Raw genomic sequence first — 16,493 nt, 5'->3', positions numbered from 1 at the left:
TGAGTGTCTTGTCGTGGGGAGTGTTGTAACGGTCACTATTTGCCTGCGGCGGCTGATTTGTGACATTAATACCTATCACAGCAGGCGCTGATGTGAAAGTTCCGTCGCTGACACTGTAGCTGAATTCCTCCAAGCCAACAAAACCGGGATTCGGAGTATAGCTAAAGGAACCGTCAGGGTTAAAATTCAGCTTGCCGTTTTTGGGGACTGACTCAAATTTTGCAGTTAATGGGTCACCGTCGGGGTCGATGTCATTGGCCAGGACTCCGGGAATTACGACATTGAGTGTCTTGTCGTGGGGAGTGTTGTAACTGTCACGATTTGCCTGCGGCGGCTGGTTGATTAAGAACTTGGTGACGTTGAGGTTCACCGAAACGGAGGGAGAGGGCAATACCCCATCGCTGACGCTGTAGGTGAAGTTGTCAAAACCAGCAAAACCGGGATTCGGAGTATAGCTGAAGGAACCATCGCTGTTGAAAACTACCTTGCCATTGTTTGGCGTGGATACCAGTTTGGCAGTCAAGGCGTCGCCGTCGAGGTCGTCGTCATTGGCTAGGACTCCGCGGGCTGGCAGGTTGAATACCTTGTCTTGGGGAATGCTGTAATTGTCTGGTTGTCCCGCAGGTGGAAAGTTAATGACATTCAGGTTCACCGGAACGGGGGGAGACGGCGATGCCCCATCGCTGACGCTGTAGGTGAAGTTGTCAAAACCAGCAAAACCGGGATTCGGAGTATAGCTGAAGGAACCATCAGGGTTGAAATTGACCTTGCCATTGTTTGGCGTGGATACCAGTTTGGCAGTCAAGGCGTCGCCGTCGAGGTCGTCGTCATTGGCTAGGACTCCGCGGGCTGGCAGGTTGAATACCTTGTCGTGGGGAATGCTGTAATTGTCTGGTTGTCCCGCAGGTGGAAAGTTAATGACATTCAGGTTCACCGGAACGGGGGGAGACGGCGATGCCCCATCGCTGACGCTGTAGGTGAAGTTGTCAAAACCAGCAAAACCGGGATTCGGAGTATAGCTGAAGGAACCATCAGGGTTGAAATTGACCTTGCCATTGTTGGGGACTGATACCAGTTTGGCAGTCAGGGGGTCGCCGTCGAGGTCGTCGTCATTGGCTAGGACTCCGCGGGCTGGCAGGTTGAATACCTTGTCGTGGGGAATGCTGTAATTGTCTGGTTGTCCCGCAGGTGGAAAGTTAATGACATTCAGGTTCACTGGAACGGGGGGAGACGGCGATGCCCCGTTGCTGATGCTGTAGGTAAAGTTGTCTGGGCCTGCAAAACCGGGATTGGGAGTATAGCTGAAGGAACCGTCGCTGTTGAAATTGACCTTGCCATTGTTTGGCGTGGATACCAGTTTGGCAGTCAAGGCGTCGCCGTCGAGGTCGTCGTCATTGGCTAGGACTCCGGGGGCTGGCAGATTGAATACCTTGTCGTGGGGAATACTGTAACTGTCTGGTTGTGCCACTGGTTGCTGGTTGGTGACGTTAATGACGAAAGCTGGGTAGCCGAAGTATCGATACGACCATTGTCTCTGAGGTTTAAACTAATAGTAGCACGGCCGATCGCAGCCCCCGCCGACGTAAAAATCAGTTGTCCTAAAGAGTACGATCGCGAGTGGTACGCTGAATAAACCAGTATTGTCAAGTTTAGGTCGATCGCGCCTAGTTGCAAACTTGCGGGGCGGCCGTAGGAGAGAATGCACGAAGTTCTGCATCGTCTTAGCTTTGAGGTTAAACTTGTGCAATGTCAAACTTCATTAATGTTGTCAGCATCGATCGACAATAGTAGTACCGTATAGTCAGGAGACCTATAAAATCAACAATCGAGACTGATATTAATTTTCCGTCAAACTGCAATAGATTTAGCTTGTAGAGGCGCATTTAGCAATTAATTCATTTCAAAAACCGACTATTCCAGTACACAAATTGCCTTTTTAAGGTTCGATCGCCAAAAGTTCTTCAGCAACCAATCCCTTCTGAATTGCCAGAACAGCAGCTTGAGTGCGATCGCGCACTTCTAACTTTTGCAAAATTGCGTGAACGTGCACCCGCACAGTCCCCGGCGCAATGTACAATATTTGTGCAATTTCCTGATTGCTTTTCCCACCAGCAACTAAAGCCAAGATTTCCTGTTCCCGCTTCGTCAGCGGATTGTCTAAAACTTCCGATTTCCCCCCGACTTTTACAGGTTCAACATGAGTAAAAACTGCCCTAATTTCCGCAGTTGCACCCTTATCCCACCAAGAAGCGCCCGACGCTACGGATCGAATTGCCAAAACCAAAGTTTCCGCCGCAATTCCCTTGAGACAATATCCGTGAGCTCCCGCAGCCATCAATCTTTCAATTAACGATTTTTGGGAATGGGATGTTAAAATTAAAATGGGAATTTCTGGATGTCGCTGTTTAATTTGGCGGCACGCTTCAATACCACCAATTCCCGGCAAACCTACATCCAAAACCACCACATCCGGCAAGTATTCTTGAGTCAATTCAACCGCAGTTTCGCCATCTTCCGCCTCGGCAATTATTTGCAAGCAACTTTCCTGCTGCAATCGAGTTTGCAGTCCCAACCGAAACAGTTCGTCGTCTTCAACTAGCAGAATTCGTAAGGGAGAATTAGGTTTCATTGGCGGAGATTGCTGGTAGTCGGAATCCAAACAAAGCACCGTGGGGTAATTTGTTTTCTGCCCAAATTATACCGCCGTGCGCGTCAATAATTTGGCGAGATAAGTATAATCCCAATCCCGATCCTTTAGCTTGTCGATCGCTATTTCCTTGATAAAAACGCTCGAATAGGTGCGAGAGTTCCCCTGCGGTAATTCCCAACCCGCTATCGCTCACTTTCACTACCTGATAATTTGAATGAGATGCCATCACAATTTCTACTTTGCCGCCTCGGGGAGAATGGTTGAGCGCGTTTGTTAGCAAATTAACAAAAACGCGCTGGAGTTGGACTGCATCGCCGTTTACCCACAAAGAGCGACGGAAATCTGACTCTCCGTAACTCGTACTAATATAAACTCGACGCGCCGCCGATAAATCTGCGAGTGTGGCAATTACCTCTGTTGCTAAAGCTACTAAATTTACAGGAGCAAGTTGCAGTTTCAAACCTTCAGTATCGTTGCGGTAAATATCTAACAGGGTTTCTACTAATTGTAGCGACATTTTGTGCGATCGCGCCATTGTTTCGAGAACCTTTTGCTGACTGGGAGTAACATCGCCAAATTTTGCCGATTTAAAAGCTTTAATTGTTTCTATCGCCCCCAGCATCGGCGTTTTCAAGTCGTGAGTCAAAGTAGAGACAAAATCCTCTCGGATGCTGGCTAGCTGCTGCTGCGACTGCAACTGAGCTTTAGCAAGAGCGATCGCTTCTTGGTACTGCTGGTTGCGATCGCTCAAATATCCCGTCACTCCCAAAGCCATAACTGCGATCGCTCTATTTGCAAAAGTTGCTAGGGCGATCGTTTCTCCAGGAGGGATAAACACATTCAACAGAGTCAAAGCTGCCGCTATCAGCGTAATTTGTAATTTCCCCAACCGACTCAAGCGCGAATTGGCCAGTATAATCGGCCCCGTGTATAAGTATCCAAACAGATACTCAGAGGGAGTGCTAAATTCCAGCGCGATCACAATAGCAAACAAAATGGCGATCGACCATCTTCCGCGCAAATACTTCTCTTGAAGTAGTACATTTTTGGGGATTTTTAATAAGCTTTTAAACATTCCTAATCAATCCATTTTAAAATGACCAGTCCCGAAAGAATTGACCCTCAAAAAACCTGGCTTTTTACGAAAAAACTCAATTTTAGCCTCTAATTGCGCTAAAAACCCGATTTTTTGAGTCGGAGTGCGTAATATCAATTCCGGTTGCACTCATACATGATGTTAACAGCCAACAGTCAACAGTCAACAGTCAACAGTCAACAGCCAACAGCCAACAGCCAACAGTTAACAGCCAACAGTCAACAGTCAACAGTGAATTTACTATTCCGATGAAGAGAGGATTTGATATAAATCCTGAAATATTCAATACATTGTCCCCCCAAAAATAGCGTTTACACAGCATCTATACCTGCAAGTATAGATTTCAAACATCATCTAAACATTCGCCTATTAGTAAAAGTATATAGCAGACCAGCATAAATCCTAAACAGTAACTTATATCTTAAGACTAATTATCAAATACCCCAAACTTCTGTAGAGTAATCAATATAAAGTAAACCTAACCTTGCGGCCTACGGGAGTCGTTCATGAGCTTTGCAGAACCAAAACTCATTCAAGTACCGATCCAATTCAACAGCAGTTATTGCGGCCTAGCACTAAGTGCCATACAATTGCCCGACAACTGCTATTGCTTGGGATTAACAAGAGAAAACCGATTAATTATAGCCAGCGAAATTCCAACGATTTTCTGCGGAGATCGTATTTTAGCAGTAGCAATTAATCGGGCGATAGGCTGCGAACTAGAAGTAACCTTAAAGAAAACTCACCCCGTTTTGTGGACTTCTTTCCGAAGCCATTTTCCGAGAAGTGAAGCGCATTTATTCAACAACGAGGATTTTTTAACTAAGTTATGCTGCAAGGATTAACTCAAATCGGATTAACCCTAATCATTTTAATAGCGATCACGCCCGTCTTCGGCAACTACATGGCGCGGGTGTACATGGGAGAACCAACCATCCTCGATCCCGCCATTAAACCAGTAGAACAACTCATCTATAAAGCCGGCAACATCCGTGTTGTAGATTCCATGACAGGCTGGCAATATGCGCGATCGCTATTATACAGCAATGTAGCAATGGGCATATTTGTTTTTCTAATCTTCATGCTTCAGGGAGTGCTGCCTTTAAATCCCACCAGCCTCAGCGCACCAACCTGGGATACCGCCCTGCATACAACAATTTCATTCCTCACAAATACTGACCAACAGCATTACTCCGGCGAGACAACATATAGTTATCTATCCCAATTAACGCTGGGTTTTTTAATGTTTACCTCAGCCGCCACAGGTTTAGCAGTAGGAATCGCCTTTATTCGGGGACTGACTGGCCGCCCGTTAGGTAACTTTTACATCGATTTAATTCAATCAATTACCAGAATTCTCCTGCCATTATCTTTAATAATCGCCTTGCTCTTGCTAATTTCAGGAGTACCCGAAACCCTAGCAGGGCCACAAGTTGCCACCACCTTAGAAGGCAGCACCCAAGTTATTGCCCGCGGCCCAGTAGCTCACTTTGAAAGCATCAAACAACTAGGAGAAAACGGCGGCGGATTTTTCGGGGTTAACTCTGCTCACCCCTTTGAAAATCCCAACCCTTTTACTAACCTGCTGGCAACCCTAGCAATGGTTTCAATTCCTGCAGCATTCATTCATACCTACGGCAGATTTGCCAACAACAAAAAACAGGGATGGCTGATTTTTTGGATGGTATTTATAATTTATGTTGCCTTAATTGGCATTGCAGCAGTTGGCGAATACCAAGGAAATCCTCAAGTCAATAATTTACTGGGTTCCGTACAACCAAATTTAGAAGGAAAAGAAGTTAGGTTTGGCTGGGCAGAAACTGCACTTTGGGCAGTGACTACAACTGGTACAATGTGCGGGGCTGTGAACGGAATGCACGATTCTTTAATGCCTCCCGCAGGTTTTGCTACTCTGTCTAACTTGTTTCTGCAAATCGTTTGGGGCGGACAAGGAACCGGAACAGCTTACTTATTTATTTACCTGATTTTGAGCGTGTTTCTCACCGGACTGATGGTGGGTAGAACACCAGAATTTTTGGGACGCAAAATTGAAAAACAGGAAATAGTTTTAGCCAGTGTAGTTTTGTTAGTTCACCCGATCGCAGTTTTAATCCCTGGCGCGATTACCCTCGCCTTTACCGACAGCTTGAGCGGCATCAGCAACCCCGGATTCCACGGCATTTCGCAAGTGATGTACGAATACGCTTCAGCCGCAGCTAACAACGGTTCAGGCTTTGAAGGATTAGGAGATTCTCAACCCGCAGCAACAGGACTTTGGTGGAATTTAAGCACCTGTTTTAGTTTACTTTTAGGGCGCTACGTTCCAATTGTTGCAATGCTGTTGCTAGCTGACAGCATGACAAACAAACAACTGGTTCCCGAAACAACCGGAACACTAAGAACCGATTCCATTTTATTCACCAGCGTAACCGCAGGAGTAATCATAATTCTGGGCGCGCTGACATTTTTCCCTGTCCTAGCTTTGGGGCCAATTGCAGAAGGATTTGAAATTAGCAGCGCTAAGTTGGAACCAGCACCGATAACTGCGCCACCTTTAGCAACGCCTTCGCCTTTCACAACGCCTTTAGCAACGCCTTCGCCTTGAGTAACACCAACACCAGAAGCGACAACACCCGAAGCAACACCAACTCCTCCACCTCAATAGCAAAAAATTGTCAATCTCACCCTCCTCTTTCTCCGTGTTCTCTGTGTCCTCTGCGGTTCATTAAAAATCCAAATTATGGCTTCTTCCAATACCCCTAATTCTCAAAAGAATTCCCGTTCCAGAGGCCCTCGCGAGTCTCGCAAACATACGCCCAAAGCAAATACAAAAGGGCTTTATCAAAGAGCTTTCAAAGAAGCTTTTGTCAAGCTAAACCCGCGGGTGATGCTGAAAAATCCAGTAATGTTTGTGGTGTGGGTAGGCACAATTGTGACTGCACTTTTGACGATCGACCCCACGCTGTTCGGCCCGGTTCCCGGCGAAAATCAGAGAGTTTTCAACGGTTTAGTCACATTTATTTTGTTCTTCACTTTGGTATTTGCTAATTTTGCCGAAGCGGTAGCAGAAGGGCGCGGCAAAGCGCAAGCAGACGCGCTGCGATCGACCAAAGCCGACACCACAGCCCGCAAACTCTTACCAGACGGTTCAATTCAAGAAGTAAGTTCGACAGCCCTGAGACGCGGCGATCAAATTAAAGTGATCGCAGGCGATGTCATTCCCGCTGACGGCGAAGTGATCGCAGGTGTCGCGTCGGTGGACGAATCTGCGATCACCGGCGAATCCGCCCCGGTGCTCAAGGAACCGGGTTCGGACATCGCCAGTTCCGTTACCGGCGGGACGCGCATCCTTTCCGACGAACTGACGCTGCGGGTGATGGCAGACCCCGGTAAGGGCTTTTTGGACAGGATGATCGCGCTGGTAGAGGGCGCAGAACGATCGAAAACACCGAACGAGATCGCGCTGACGGTGCTGCTAGCCGTGCTGACTCTGGTGTTTTTGATTGTGGTGTCAACGATTCCGCCGATCGGCAATTATGTGAAAACTCCTGTGGGCGTGGTGACGCTGATTTCGCTGCTGGTGGCGCTGATTCCAACAACCATTGGCGGTTTGTTGAGCGCGATCGGCATTGCGGGGATGGATCGCGTCGCTCAGTTTAACGTCATAGCGACCTCTGGACGCGCCGTTGAGGCTTGCGGTGACGTGAATACGCTGATTTTGGACAAAACGGGGACGATCACGCTGGGCAACCGTTTAGCCGAGGAATTCATTCCGGTCAACGGTCACTCGCTGGATCAGGTTGCGAGTGTGGCGCTGGCTGCTAGCGTGTTTGACGAGACTCCAGAGGGAAAGTCGATCGTCCGTTTGGCGGAAAAATTGGGCGCTACAGCAAAATTCGATCGCACCAGCGCCACCGGCCTAGATTTTTCCGCCAAAACCCGGATGTCTGGCACGGATTTGCCCGACGGGACGGAGGTTCGCAAGGGTGCGGTGGATGCGGTGAAGGGTTTTGTGCGATCGCGCGGCGGCAATATCGGCGCGGATCTCGATGAAGCTTACGAGCGAGTTTCGCGCTTGGGAGGCACGCCGTTAGCTGTTTGTCAAGGCAGCGACACCTACGGAATTATCTATTTGAAAGATGTGATTAAACCGGGAATTCGCGATCGGTTTGACCAACTCCGAAAAATGGGAATTCGCACCATCATGCTCACCGGAGATAACCGAATTACCGCCTCAGTAATTGCCGACGAAGCCGGCGTTGACGACTTCATTGCCGAAGCAACTCCAGAGGACAAAATCGAAGTAATTCGCAAGCAACAAGCAGAAGGCAAATTAGTAGCAATGACGGGAGACGGAACCAACGACGCACCCGCCCTAGCCCAAGCAAACGTTGGACTCGCGATGAATTCTGGAACCCAAGCCGCCAAAGAAGCCGCAAACATGGTGGACTTAGATTCTGACCCCACAAAACTCATTGACTTAGTGACAATTGGCAAACAATTGCTAATTACTCGCGGCGCGCTGACTACATTTTCCCTGGCCAACGACATCGCCAAATATTTTGCCATTATTCCGGCAATGTTTGCCCCAGTTGGCGCTTTAAATATCATGGGTTTAGCGAGCGGTCAATCAGCAATTTTATCCGCATTAGTTTACAATGCTTTAATTATTCCCGCATTAATTCCCCTAGCATTAACCGGGGTAAAGTTTCGACCGCTGACAGCAAATCAACTATTGCAGCGGAACATTTTAATCTACGGATTGGGCGGAGCAGTTGCGCCGTTTATCGCCATCAAAATAATCGATGTGTTGATTACCGCAGTCGGGCTAGCATAGAGGTTCGGTAGCGAGCAGAGTACGAGATTTAATGGATAGAATAGATTTAGAGGTTCTGCCTCGACGCTCATCTGAAAACCACTCATTGCAAAATGACCTATGAATCCTCAACTTTTGGATAAACCAGTCAGTGAAAGCAACCAGTGCCTCACGCTTTATGATGTTAGCTGGGAGAAATTGGAAGCAATAGAAGCAGCTTTAGAAGATTTTCCAAATGTGCGGCTAGCCTACCTCTATGGAACCTTAGATATTATGTCTCCTCTTTCAGAAGAACATGAAGATTGTAAAAGCACTATCAGTCTCTTACTGCTGGCTTATTTTCAACACGCAAACATCCGATTTTACAAGCGTGGTAGCAAGACTCTCGGCAGTATCCAACTAGGAGGAAGGAAAGAGCCTGATGAATCATTCAATCTGGAAACTAAGAAAGAGATTCCCGACATTGTAATAGAAGTAGTTGTCACCAGCGGCGGAGTAAATACTCTGGAAATCTACAGGCGAGTCAAGGTTCCCGAAGTGTGGTTTTGGAGAAAAGGCAAGCTAGCCCTGTACCGTTTGCAAGACGAAGAATACAAACAAGTCGATCGCAGTGAATTGCTACCTGATTTGGATTTAACATTGTTCGTTCGTTGTGCAAATATCCCCGATCAATACGATGCTGTAGTTGAGTTTCGCAATGCACTGCGCGATCGACCAGAGCAAGCTTAACAGACTCGTTCCCAGGCTCTGCCTCGTCGATGCTCATTTCAAATTGTCAAGCAATTTAATGTAAAAAAAAGGAAAAATCATGAAACGAAACGCTTTGCTGAATGATGTTTTGCCTAGAGATTTTCAAGACACCGTTGAGTTAGGAGAAATGCTGTGTAAACGCCACCCAATCCCGGTGCAGCTATTTCTAGTAATGTGCTTTAACTTGATAATAGCTCCCGCTGTGTATGCCGCTACGGATGAAGGTTTAACTAAAAAAGCTGCATGGGGTTTAAGCCTTTTGGGTTTAGTAATCATCGGACTCGCAGTTTATTTGTTTACTGTAATTTTCCAACCGGAAAGATTTTAAGCAAACATCCATTACACCCCTTACAAAATCCGTTACATCCGTTACATCCGTTACATCCGTTACATAATCCGTTGCCGAACTTCCTTCTTCCTTCATTGAGGTAATTTATGAGAGAATTAATCAGAGCGATTCGCGTAACCTTAGTCTTGTGGGGAATCACGGCTATTATTTATCCCTTGATAATGCTAGCAATCGGTCAACTCGCTTTCAACTCGCAGGCAAACGGGAGCTTAATTACTAAGCAGGGAGTTGTAGTCGGTTCATCCTTAATCGGTCAATCATTCAGTTCGGATAAATATTTTTGGAGCCGCCCCACCACCACCAATTACAGCAGCTTTGCACCTACTGATTTCGATCCTACCAAGGCAGATAATTTAGCTCAAAGAACGGGGGTTTCGGGAGCTAGCAACCTTGCTCCCAGTAACTCGGATTTGCTGAATCGAGGCAATGAAAAAGATGGTTTTCAAGGCGTGCAAGTAGAATTAGCCCGCCTCAACCAAGCTGGCATCAAACCGACTGCTGATTTAGTCTACACCTCCGGTTCTAGCCTCGATCCGCACATTAGTGTAGAATCAGCTAGGGCGCAAATTGAGCGGATAGCACAAGTGCGATCGCTCAATCTCAATCAAGTAGAAATTTTGGTGTCTAAAAATACAGACGGCAGATTTCTCGGAATTTTCGGCGAACCGGGAGTTAACGTCCTCAAACTAAATTTAGCTCTCGACAGTTTACAATAATTTAGAGTCAGTAGTCAGTAGTCAGTAGTCATTGGTCATCAGTCATCAGTCATTAGTCATTAGGGAATTGTTAGCTGTTGACTGTTAACTGTTGACTGTTGACTGTTAACTACTGGCAACTGCCAACTGGCAACTGCCAACTGCCAACTGGCAACTGCCAACTGCCAACTGGCAACTGCCAACTGCCAACTGGCAACTGCCAACTGCCAACTGTCAACTGCCAACTGTCAACTGCCAACTGGCAACTGCCAACTGCCAACTTATCTATTAAGCTATGATTCACTCTAGCGAACTCACAAACAATTCAGATGAGGTTTACGCCCAACCTAACCGCACTTACGATCGGACCCGCCGCCGGGGAAAGCACAAAATATTTATCGGGATGGCCCCCGGTGTCGGCAAAACTTTCCGAATGGTGGAAGAAGGCCACAGACTCAAATCTGAAGGCATAGATGTCGCCGTCGGACTGTTAGAAACCCACGGGCGGAAAGAGACAGCAGCTAAAGCTGAAGGACTGGAAATAGTGCCGCGCAAACAAATGCTGCGCGGCGAAAAAATGCTCGCAGAAATGGATACTGAGGCGGTGATAGCACGCCGCCCTCAACTAGCATTGGTAGACGAACTGGCTCATACAAATATTCCCGGTTCTCTGCGAGAAAAACGATATCAAGATGTCGAAGAAATTCTCAATGCTGGAATTGATGTTTTTTCCACACTCAACATTCAGCACATAGAAAGTCTCAACGATTTAGTAGCTCGAATTACCGGAGTTGTCGTGCGAGAGCGAGTGCCCGATAGCGTCCTCGAAGCTGCTGACGAAATACTCGTTGTCGATGTCACGCCGGAAACTTTAGAAGAACGATTGCTAGAAGGCAAAATTTATGCTCCCGAAAAAATTGAACAATCATTAAAAAACTTTTTTCAGCGCCGTCATTTAATTGCTTTGCGAGAACTCGCCCTGCGAGAAGTCGCAGACAGTGTTGAAGACGATGCAGCAACTTTAAAAGGTCAAGTTTGCAACATTCACGAACGAGTTTTAGTATGCGTTTCGACTTATCCTAATTCCTTGCAATTGCTGCGGCGCGGCGCGAGGCTTGCTAACTACATGAGTGCCCCGTTTTATGCTGTGTTTGTCCACGATCCAGACCGATTTTTGACAAAAGTAGAAAGCTTGCACGTTGAAACTTGTGAGAAATTATGTAAAGAATTTAACGGGCATTTTTTGCGGGTAAACGGCACAAAAATAGCCAAAGCGATTTCGGACGTAGCGAAACAGTATCGGATTACTCAAATTGTGATCGGCGAAAGCCAGCAATCCCGCTGGACATTGCTGCTGCGCGGTTCTTTGACTCAACATTTAGTGCGATCGCTCAAACACGTAGATTTGCATATCATCGCTACTGACAAAAGTGGGGTTTCTAATTAGTCAGTTGACAGTTGACAGTTGTCAGTTGGTAGTTGTATCAGTAAGTCCACCTAATTAAACGTAAACGTAAAATACGGATCGCTCTCCAGCTTGCTGTGTATATCTTCTTCCTTCTACTTAACAACTGTAACTTTCGGAGGAGAGCAGACTCTAGCTGGCGGCGGATGCGCCCGAAGCTTTTACCTGTCAAGATCGCACGTGTTAAACCTGATTAAAAGTGCGATCGTCATGGTAGATCCTTACATTCTCAACTTGCTAGCAATTGGCATCCTCCTGCTGACAGTCACCTTGGGTTCGGGATGGATTTCGCGATTGCCACTGTCTTATGCCTTAATTTATTTAATTGTCGGTATCGGATTGGGGCCCTACGGTGTCAAGCTGATTGAATTGCGCCCGGAAGCTATATTTTTAGAAAGACTTACAGAATTTGTAGTGATTGTTTCTCTGTTCAGTTGCGGCTTAAAAATGAATCGCCCGCTGCAACTTTGGGCTTGGAATTCCACAGCACGGCTGATCGGTTTTTTAATGCCAATTTCGATTTTTGCTGTGGCTGCGATCGCTCATTGGTTTGTGAAATTAGATTGGGGGCCGGCTATTTTATTAGGAGCAATTCTCGCTCCCACTGACCCTGTTTTAGCCTCAGAAGTTCAATTAGCTAATATAGACGATAGCGATGAATTGCGTTTTGGTTTAACATCGGAAGGTGGTTTAAACGATGCTTTAGCTTTTCCCTTTGTTTACTTCGGCATTTATGCGATGAAAGATGACAATTTGTCGAACTGGTTTTCGCAATGGGCAGCAGTTGACTTAATTTGGGCGATCGCAGCAGGTATCGTTATGGGCATTTTAGTAGCTAAAGCCGTCACCTGGATCGATCGCAAACTCCAACGCTACAGACCGGCCGACGAATTAATGGAAGATTTCATCGCTCTGAGCACAATTCTGCTCACCTATTCCCTCACAGAAGTAATCAACGGCTACGGATTCCTCGGAGTTTTTGTAGCAGGAATTGTGGTGCAGCGGAGTTACCGAAACCCAGAAAAGCCGCTTTCCCAACTGCACTTTACCGAGCGCATTGAAAAGTTAACGGAAGTAGCAACTCTTTTACTATTAGGTTCGCTCCTGCGCCTAGAACCCATGCTCACATTTGGAGGCTACTCGCTCTTAGTAGGTGGATTGTTAATTTTTTTAATTCGGCCTGTGGGAGCTTGGATTAGTACGATCGGCAGTCCTTTGCATCCCGCCAGCCGATTGCTGTGCGGTTGGTTCGGCATTCGCGGCGTCGGTTCTATCTATTATCTTACCTATGCTTTAGGTCAAGGTTTGAAAGGCGAAACCGCTGAAAAAATAGCGTGGATAACCTTTACAACTATCGTAATTTCTGTGATAGCGCACGGCATTAGTGCCACCCCGTTAATGAACTGGTACGAGCGCCGAATTAAACCTCAAGTACCGGATTTAATTTAATTTATTCACGCACCCTATACAGATTGTATGTGATATTGGTAGGGACACGGCAGTGCCTTGTCCTTACCCGGATATACGAATTTCACGAAACGATCTAAACTGGTTTCACCCCAACTAACAAAGCGAGTTCCCGCCACTTCCAATAACAATCTACATCTGTAAAACCAATTTCTCTAAACCAGCGCAATTGCGTTTCCACATCGAGCAATTTATTAGACGGATCGTCCGGCGAATCGCTAATACCCAGCGCCTCTCGAAACTTCTCGTGTAAAGCCTTTGTTGGGGACGCTACGTGTTCCAAATTGCCAAAAATGCCTCCGGGTTCCAAAAGCTCGAAAATCTCGGTGTAGAGGGCAAATTTGCGATCGTCCTTTACGTGATGAATCGCAAAACTAGAAACGATCGCATCAAACTTGCCCAAATCCGGCAGCGGTTCGTCAAAATTGTGCTCGATTACCGTGACATTCTGGTCATCAGCAAAGCGAATTCTGGCTTTTTCCAGCATTGTCGGCGAAAAGTCGATCGCCACACACTCAACATTCGGGCGATCGCACTTAAGCAGGCCCAACAACCGTCCATCACCCGTACCCACATCCAGAATACGGCGCACAGTTTTCGGCACCTCCTCCAACAAAACCGCCTCACCTTCCGTGCGGTGAGGAATACCATCAGCCTTAGCCAGATACCACAAAGCGTGTTCCGCCGAACCCCAAAGATTGACTTGACTCATAAACTTTCAACCCTGATAAATTTCGCCATTTTTGCGAGTAAAAATCCAGCTATTACCGTCAGCTTTAGCAATTAGATCATCATCCGGATAATTTGCTGAATCTCCCGGAGTGCGATCACCAACTTCCAGATAAACAACAACAGCATTCGTGCGGTTAACCAAACGATGCCCATCAGCATCACCCGCCCGAAAACCCGCCGCCATACCCGGTTGCAGCACTTCCTCACCCGCATTAGAAATCAGAGTAATCTCCCCTTCCAGAACATACACTAACTCATCTTGACGAGAGTGCCAATGTCTCAGAGCAGAACAACTTCCCGGCGCAAGTCTCACCAAATTTACCCCAAAATTCTGCAATCCGGCAGCATCGCCCAAGCGTTTTTTCACCCTTCCCGCCACCGCAGATTGAAATTGCAGGGGATATTTAGAGCCTGTAATATCCGGCACATTTTCAGGATTCACAATCATAAAATACTCCTTTCAGTATTTGTGACATCTCTTTCTTTTCTTGCTTCGCGTACTTCGCGTCTTCGCGGTTAATTATTCCAAAAATTTCAAAGTAGTAGAATTTTCCCGAATTAGTCCGCACAAAACAATTACCCCGATCCGTTAAAATCCGCAGCCAAGGCTTACCCGGAAAATCAGCAATCATAATTTGCTCGGCATGATTTCCCGTCACCGCTTGCAGGCCTTCTCCCCTGCGAAAAGTAATCACCACAGGCCACTGAAAAACCTTATTTTTGTTTCTTTCAAACAAATCAGCAGGCGCATCAACGCCATCTACAGAAACCGATCGAAATCCCTGAGCCATAAAGCTAAATTAGCCCCCAATCCTCAAACCAAAACCACAGCCAGAGAGACAATTCTAATTTCTGCTTTCATCGATCGCAAAAAGTCCTTAAATCCAGGCTCATCACAATTTTATACCCGCTTGCAGTCGCTCCTCACCCTAACATCCCACCTCCGACAGTTTCCGCAACCCATTAAGAATGTGTTATATAATATTTAGATTCATTAAGAAATATTGCAAAAATGCTTCTTTCACCCTCTGGCGCCAGCAAACTCAAAGAATCTTTAAAAGAAAAAGTATTCTTTGGGAATGAGCCAACCCCCGAACTCATAGCCATCTTACTGATTTACTTCGTCCAAGGCATTCTCGGACTAGCTCGCTTAGCCGTCAGCTTCTTCCTGAAAGACGATCTTGGCATGACTCCGGCCGAAGTATCAGCAATGATGGGTGTTGTCGCCCTACCTTGGATTATCAAACCCTTGTTCGGCTTCATGTCGGACGGTTTGCCCATATTCGGCTACCGCAGACGACCTTACATCGTCCTCTCCGGGCTCTTGGGCACGTCAGCATGGGTGAGCCTCGCAACAATTGTACACACGCCACTGGCCGCCACAGGGGCGATCGCCCTAAGTTCCCTCTCCCTCGCCGTCAGCGACGTAATCGCCGACTCCCTAATAGTCGAAAGAGCTAGAAAAGAATCCGTCGCCGACGCAGGTTCCCTACAATCCTTATCCTGGGGCGCATCAGCCCTCGGCGGACTAATCACCGCCTACCTCAGCGGTTCTTTGCTGCAACACTTCAGCACCCATACCATATTTTTAATCACCGCATCTTTCCCCCTAATCGTATCAGCAACAGCTTGGTTAATTGCCGAAGAAAAAGTCAACAAAAAAACCGACTTTGCCACAGTCAAAGACCAACTAAAACAATTGCGGCAAGCTGTTACCCAAAAAACAATTTGGTTGCCCACCGCCTTTCTCTTCCTGTGGCAAGCCACCCCAAGCTCGGACTCAGCCTTCTTCTTCTTTACCACAAACGAACTAGGCTTTCAACCAGAATTTCTCGGTCGAGTACGCCTCGTCACCAGCATTGCCTCCCTCCTCGGCATTTGGCTGTTTCAGCGATTCCTCAAAACAGTTCCATTTCGAGTAATTTTCGGCTGGTCAACCGTCATTGCGGCTGCATTGGGCATGACTACATTATTATTAGTAACTCATGCCAACCGAGCTTTAGGAATTGACGATCAATGGTTCAGCATCGGAGACAGCCTGATCCTGACAGTAATCGGACAAATTGCCTATATGCCAGTGCTGGTACTCTCAGCGCGATTGTGTCCTCCCGGTGTCGAAGCTACATTATTTGCCGTGTTAATGTCAGTCACCAACTTAGCCGGACTTTTGTCCCACGAAGGCGGTGCACTTTTGACCCACTTACTCGGAATTACCGATCGCAATTTCGACAACCTCTGGCTGCTAATAGTCATCACCAACCTCTCCACACTGCTACCCCTGCCATTCCTAAGTTGGCTTCCCGCAGAAAATGCAGAAATCAGCGACGAAAACAATCAACAATCACTCCCCCTATTACAACCAGAACTAGGAGGTGCCAAACAAAGCGGACAGAACTTCATACCCGAATACTTTCCCGACTTAGTACCGACAGTAAGGTCAGAAAGTCGCCGATCCGACTAACGCAAATGAAGG

Annotated in this window: 16 protein-coding genes; 8 read left to right on the top strand and 8 right to left on the bottom strand. The window is 47.0% G+C overall.

The window, feature by feature from the left end:
* The 4 genes from QUA58_RS04080 to QUA58_RS04065 form a co-directional block, all read right to left on the bottom strand.
* The coding region (locus QUA58_RS04080) for a cadherin-like domain-containing protein (RefSeq protein ID WP_333393118.1) at nucleotides 1-1,468 on the bottom strand (1,468 nt) is incomplete at its 3' end.
* A 78-nt stretch (nucleotides 1,469-1,546) separates the two neighbouring features.
* Nucleotides 1,547-1,747: a hypothetical protein gene (locus QUA58_RS04075; protein WP_333248374.1), complete on the bottom strand. Its 201-nt coding sequence runs from the start codon at nucleotides 1,745-1,747 to the stop codon at nucleotides 1,547-1,549.
* A 189-nt stretch (nucleotides 1,748-1,936) separates the two neighbouring features.
* Nucleotides 1,937-2,629, bottom strand: coding sequence for a response regulator transcription factor (locus QUA58_RS04070; RefSeq protein WP_333393117.1), 693 nt, complete (start codon nucleotides 2,627-2,629; stop codon nucleotides 1,937-1,939).
* A complete protein-coding gene (locus QUA58_RS04065; RefSeq protein WP_333248378.1) occupies nucleotides 2,619-3,725 on the bottom strand; it encodes a HAMP domain-containing sensor histidine kinase in 1,107 nt (368 codons plus the stop codon). The genes QUA58_RS04070 and QUA58_RS04065 overlap by 11 nt, the downstream gene beginning before the upstream one ends.
* Nucleotides 3,726-4,575: 850 nt before the next feature.
* Here QUA58_RS04065 and kdpA point away from each other — a divergent pair.
* The 5 genes from kdpA (at nucleotide 4,576) to kdpC (ending at nucleotide 10,377) form a co-directional block, all read left to right on the top strand.
* The gene (gene kdpA, locus QUA58_RS04060) at nucleotides 4,576-6,351 is read left to right on the top strand and encodes a potassium-transporting ATPase subunit KdpA (protein WP_333393116.1); all 1,776 of its coding nucleotides are present in this window, start codon (nucleotides 4,576-4,578) and stop codon (nucleotides 6,349-6,351) included.
* A 135-nt stretch (nucleotides 6,352-6,486) separates the two neighbouring features.
* Nucleotides 6,487-8,583, top strand: a complete 2,097-nt coding sequence (gene kdpB / locus QUA58_RS04055; protein WP_333393114.1) for a potassium-transporting ATPase subunit KdpB — start codon at nucleotides 6,487-6,489, stop codon at nucleotides 8,581-8,583.
* A 99-nt stretch (nucleotides 8,584-8,682) separates the two neighbouring features.
* The gene (locus QUA58_RS04050; RefSeq protein WP_333393113.1) at nucleotides 8,683-9,291 is read left to right on the top strand and encodes a Uma2 family endonuclease; all 609 of its coding nucleotides are present in this window, start codon (nucleotides 8,683-8,685) and stop codon (nucleotides 9,289-9,291) included.
* Nucleotides 9,292-9,370: 79 nt separating this feature from the next.
* Complete coding sequence (kdpF, locus tag QUA58_RS04045; protein WP_194066090.1) at nucleotides 9,371-9,640, top strand: K(+)-transporting ATPase subunit F; 270 nt, start codon at nucleotides 9,371-9,373, stop codon at nucleotides 9,638-9,640.
* A 107-nt stretch (nucleotides 9,641-9,747) separates the two neighbouring features.
* Nucleotides 9,748-10,377, top strand: coding sequence for a K(+)-transporting ATPase subunit C (gene kdpC / locus QUA58_RS04040; protein ID WP_333393112.1), 630 nt, complete (start codon nucleotides 9,748-9,750; stop codon nucleotides 10,375-10,377).
* 59 nt (nucleotides 10,378-10,436) lie between these two features.
* On the opposite strand, the gene QUA58_RS04035 is transcribed toward kdpC, so the two are convergent.
* Nucleotides 10,437-10,601, bottom strand: coding sequence for a hypothetical protein (locus tag QUA58_RS04035; protein ID WP_333393111.1), 165 nt, complete (start codon nucleotides 10,599-10,601; stop codon nucleotides 10,437-10,439).
* A gap of 50 nt (nucleotides 10,602-10,651) precedes the next feature.
* Between QUA58_RS04035 and QUA58_RS04030 the strand changes: the two genes are divergently transcribed.
* Entirely contained in the window at nucleotides 10,652-11,803 is a 1,152-nt protein-coding gene (locus QUA58_RS04030; RefSeq protein WP_333393110.1) for a universal stress protein, read from the top strand.
* A 198-nt stretch (nucleotides 11,804-12,001) separates the two neighbouring features.
* Nucleotides 12,002-13,270 carry a sodium:proton antiporter gene (locus QUA58_RS04025; protein ID WP_333393109.1) on the top strand — a complete coding sequence of 423 codons (1,269 nt, stop codon included), beginning with the start codon at nucleotides 12,002-12,004 and terminating at the stop codon, nucleotides 13,268-13,270.
* A gap of 94 nt (nucleotides 13,271-13,364) precedes the next feature.
* Here QUA58_RS04025 and QUA58_RS04020 read toward each other — a convergent pair whose 3' ends face one another.
* From QUA58_RS04020 to QUA58_RS04010, 3 genes are read right to left on the bottom strand one after another with little or no spacing between them, the layout of a single operon-like run.
* Nucleotides 13,365-14,000: a class I SAM-dependent methyltransferase gene (locus tag QUA58_RS04020; RefSeq protein WP_333393108.1), complete on the bottom strand. Its 636-nt coding sequence runs from the start codon at nucleotides 13,998-14,000 to the stop codon at nucleotides 13,365-13,367.
* Between the two features lie 6 nt (nucleotides 14,001-14,006).
* Complete coding sequence (locus QUA58_RS04015) at nucleotides 14,007-14,468, bottom strand: cupin domain-containing protein (protein ID WP_333393107.1); 462 nt, start codon at nucleotides 14,466-14,468, stop codon at nucleotides 14,007-14,009.
* Nucleotides 14,452-14,811: a hypothetical protein gene (locus QUA58_RS04010; RefSeq protein WP_333248398.1), complete on the bottom strand. Its 360-nt coding sequence runs from the start codon at nucleotides 14,809-14,811 to the stop codon at nucleotides 14,452-14,454. The genes QUA58_RS04015 and QUA58_RS04010 overlap by 17 nt, the downstream gene beginning before the upstream one ends.
* Nucleotides 14,812-15,032: 221 nt before the next feature.
* On the opposite strand from QUA58_RS04010, the gene QUA58_RS04005 reads away from it, so the two are divergent.
* Complete coding sequence (locus tag QUA58_RS04005) at nucleotides 15,033-16,481, top strand: folate/biopterin family MFS transporter (protein ID WP_333248399.1); 1,449 nt, start codon at nucleotides 15,033-15,035, stop codon at nucleotides 16,479-16,481.
* Nucleotides 16,482-16,493 lie beyond the last annotated feature (12 nt).

It is taken from the genome of Microcoleus sp. N9_A1 (assembly GCF_036701795.1).
In the GTDB taxonomy this organism is placed as follows: Bacteria; Cyanobacteriota; Cyanobacteriia; order Cyanobacteriales; family Microcoleaceae; genus Microcoleus.
Note: the sequence above shows the minus strand (reverse complement) of the source record. Positions and strands in the feature narration are given on the sequence as shown.

Coding starts and splice junctions, on each gene's coding strand:
- QUA58_RS04070 (WP_333393117.1), bottom strand. CDS start 2,629: ATGAAACCTAATTCTCCCTTACGAATTCTGCTAGTTGAAGACGACGAA.
- QUA58_RS04065 (WP_333248378.1), bottom strand. CDS start 3,725: ATGTTTAAAAGCTTATTAAAAATCCCCAAAAATGTACTACTTCAAGAG.
- kdpA (WP_333393116.1), top strand. CDS start 4,576: ATGCTGCAAGGATTAACTCAAATCGGATTAACCCTAATCATTTTAATA.
- kdpB (WP_333393114.1), top strand. CDS start 6,487: ATGGCTTCTTCCAATACCCCTAATTCTCAAAAGAATTCCCGTTCCAGA.
- QUA58_RS04050 (WP_333393113.1), top strand. CDS start 8,683: ATGAATCCTCAACTTTTGGATAAACCAGTCAGTGAAAGCAACCAGTGC.
- kdpF (WP_194066090.1), top strand. CDS start 9,371: ATGAAACGAAACGCTTTGCTGAATGATGTTTTGCCTAGAGATTTTCAA.
- kdpC (WP_333393112.1), top strand. CDS start 9,748: ATGAGAGAATTAATCAGAGCGATTCGCGTAACCTTAGTCTTGTGGGGA.
- QUA58_RS04030 (WP_333393110.1), top strand. CDS start 10,652: ATGATTCACTCTAGCGAACTCACAAACAATTCAGATGAGGTTTACGCC.
- QUA58_RS04020 (WP_333393108.1), bottom strand. CDS start 14,000: ATGAGTCAAGTCAATCTTTGGGGTTCGGCGGAACACGCTTTGTGGTAT.
- QUA58_RS04015 (WP_333393107.1), bottom strand. CDS start 14,468: ATGATTGTGAATCCTGAAAATGTGCCGGATATTACAGGCTCTAAATAT.
- QUA58_RS04010 (WP_333248398.1), bottom strand. CDS start 14,811: ATGGCTCAGGGATTTCGATCGGTTTCTGTAGATGGCGTTGATGCGCCT.
- QUA58_RS04005 (WP_333248399.1), top strand. CDS start 15,033: ATGCTTCTTTCACCCTCTGGCGCCAGCAAACTCAAAGAATCTTTAAAA.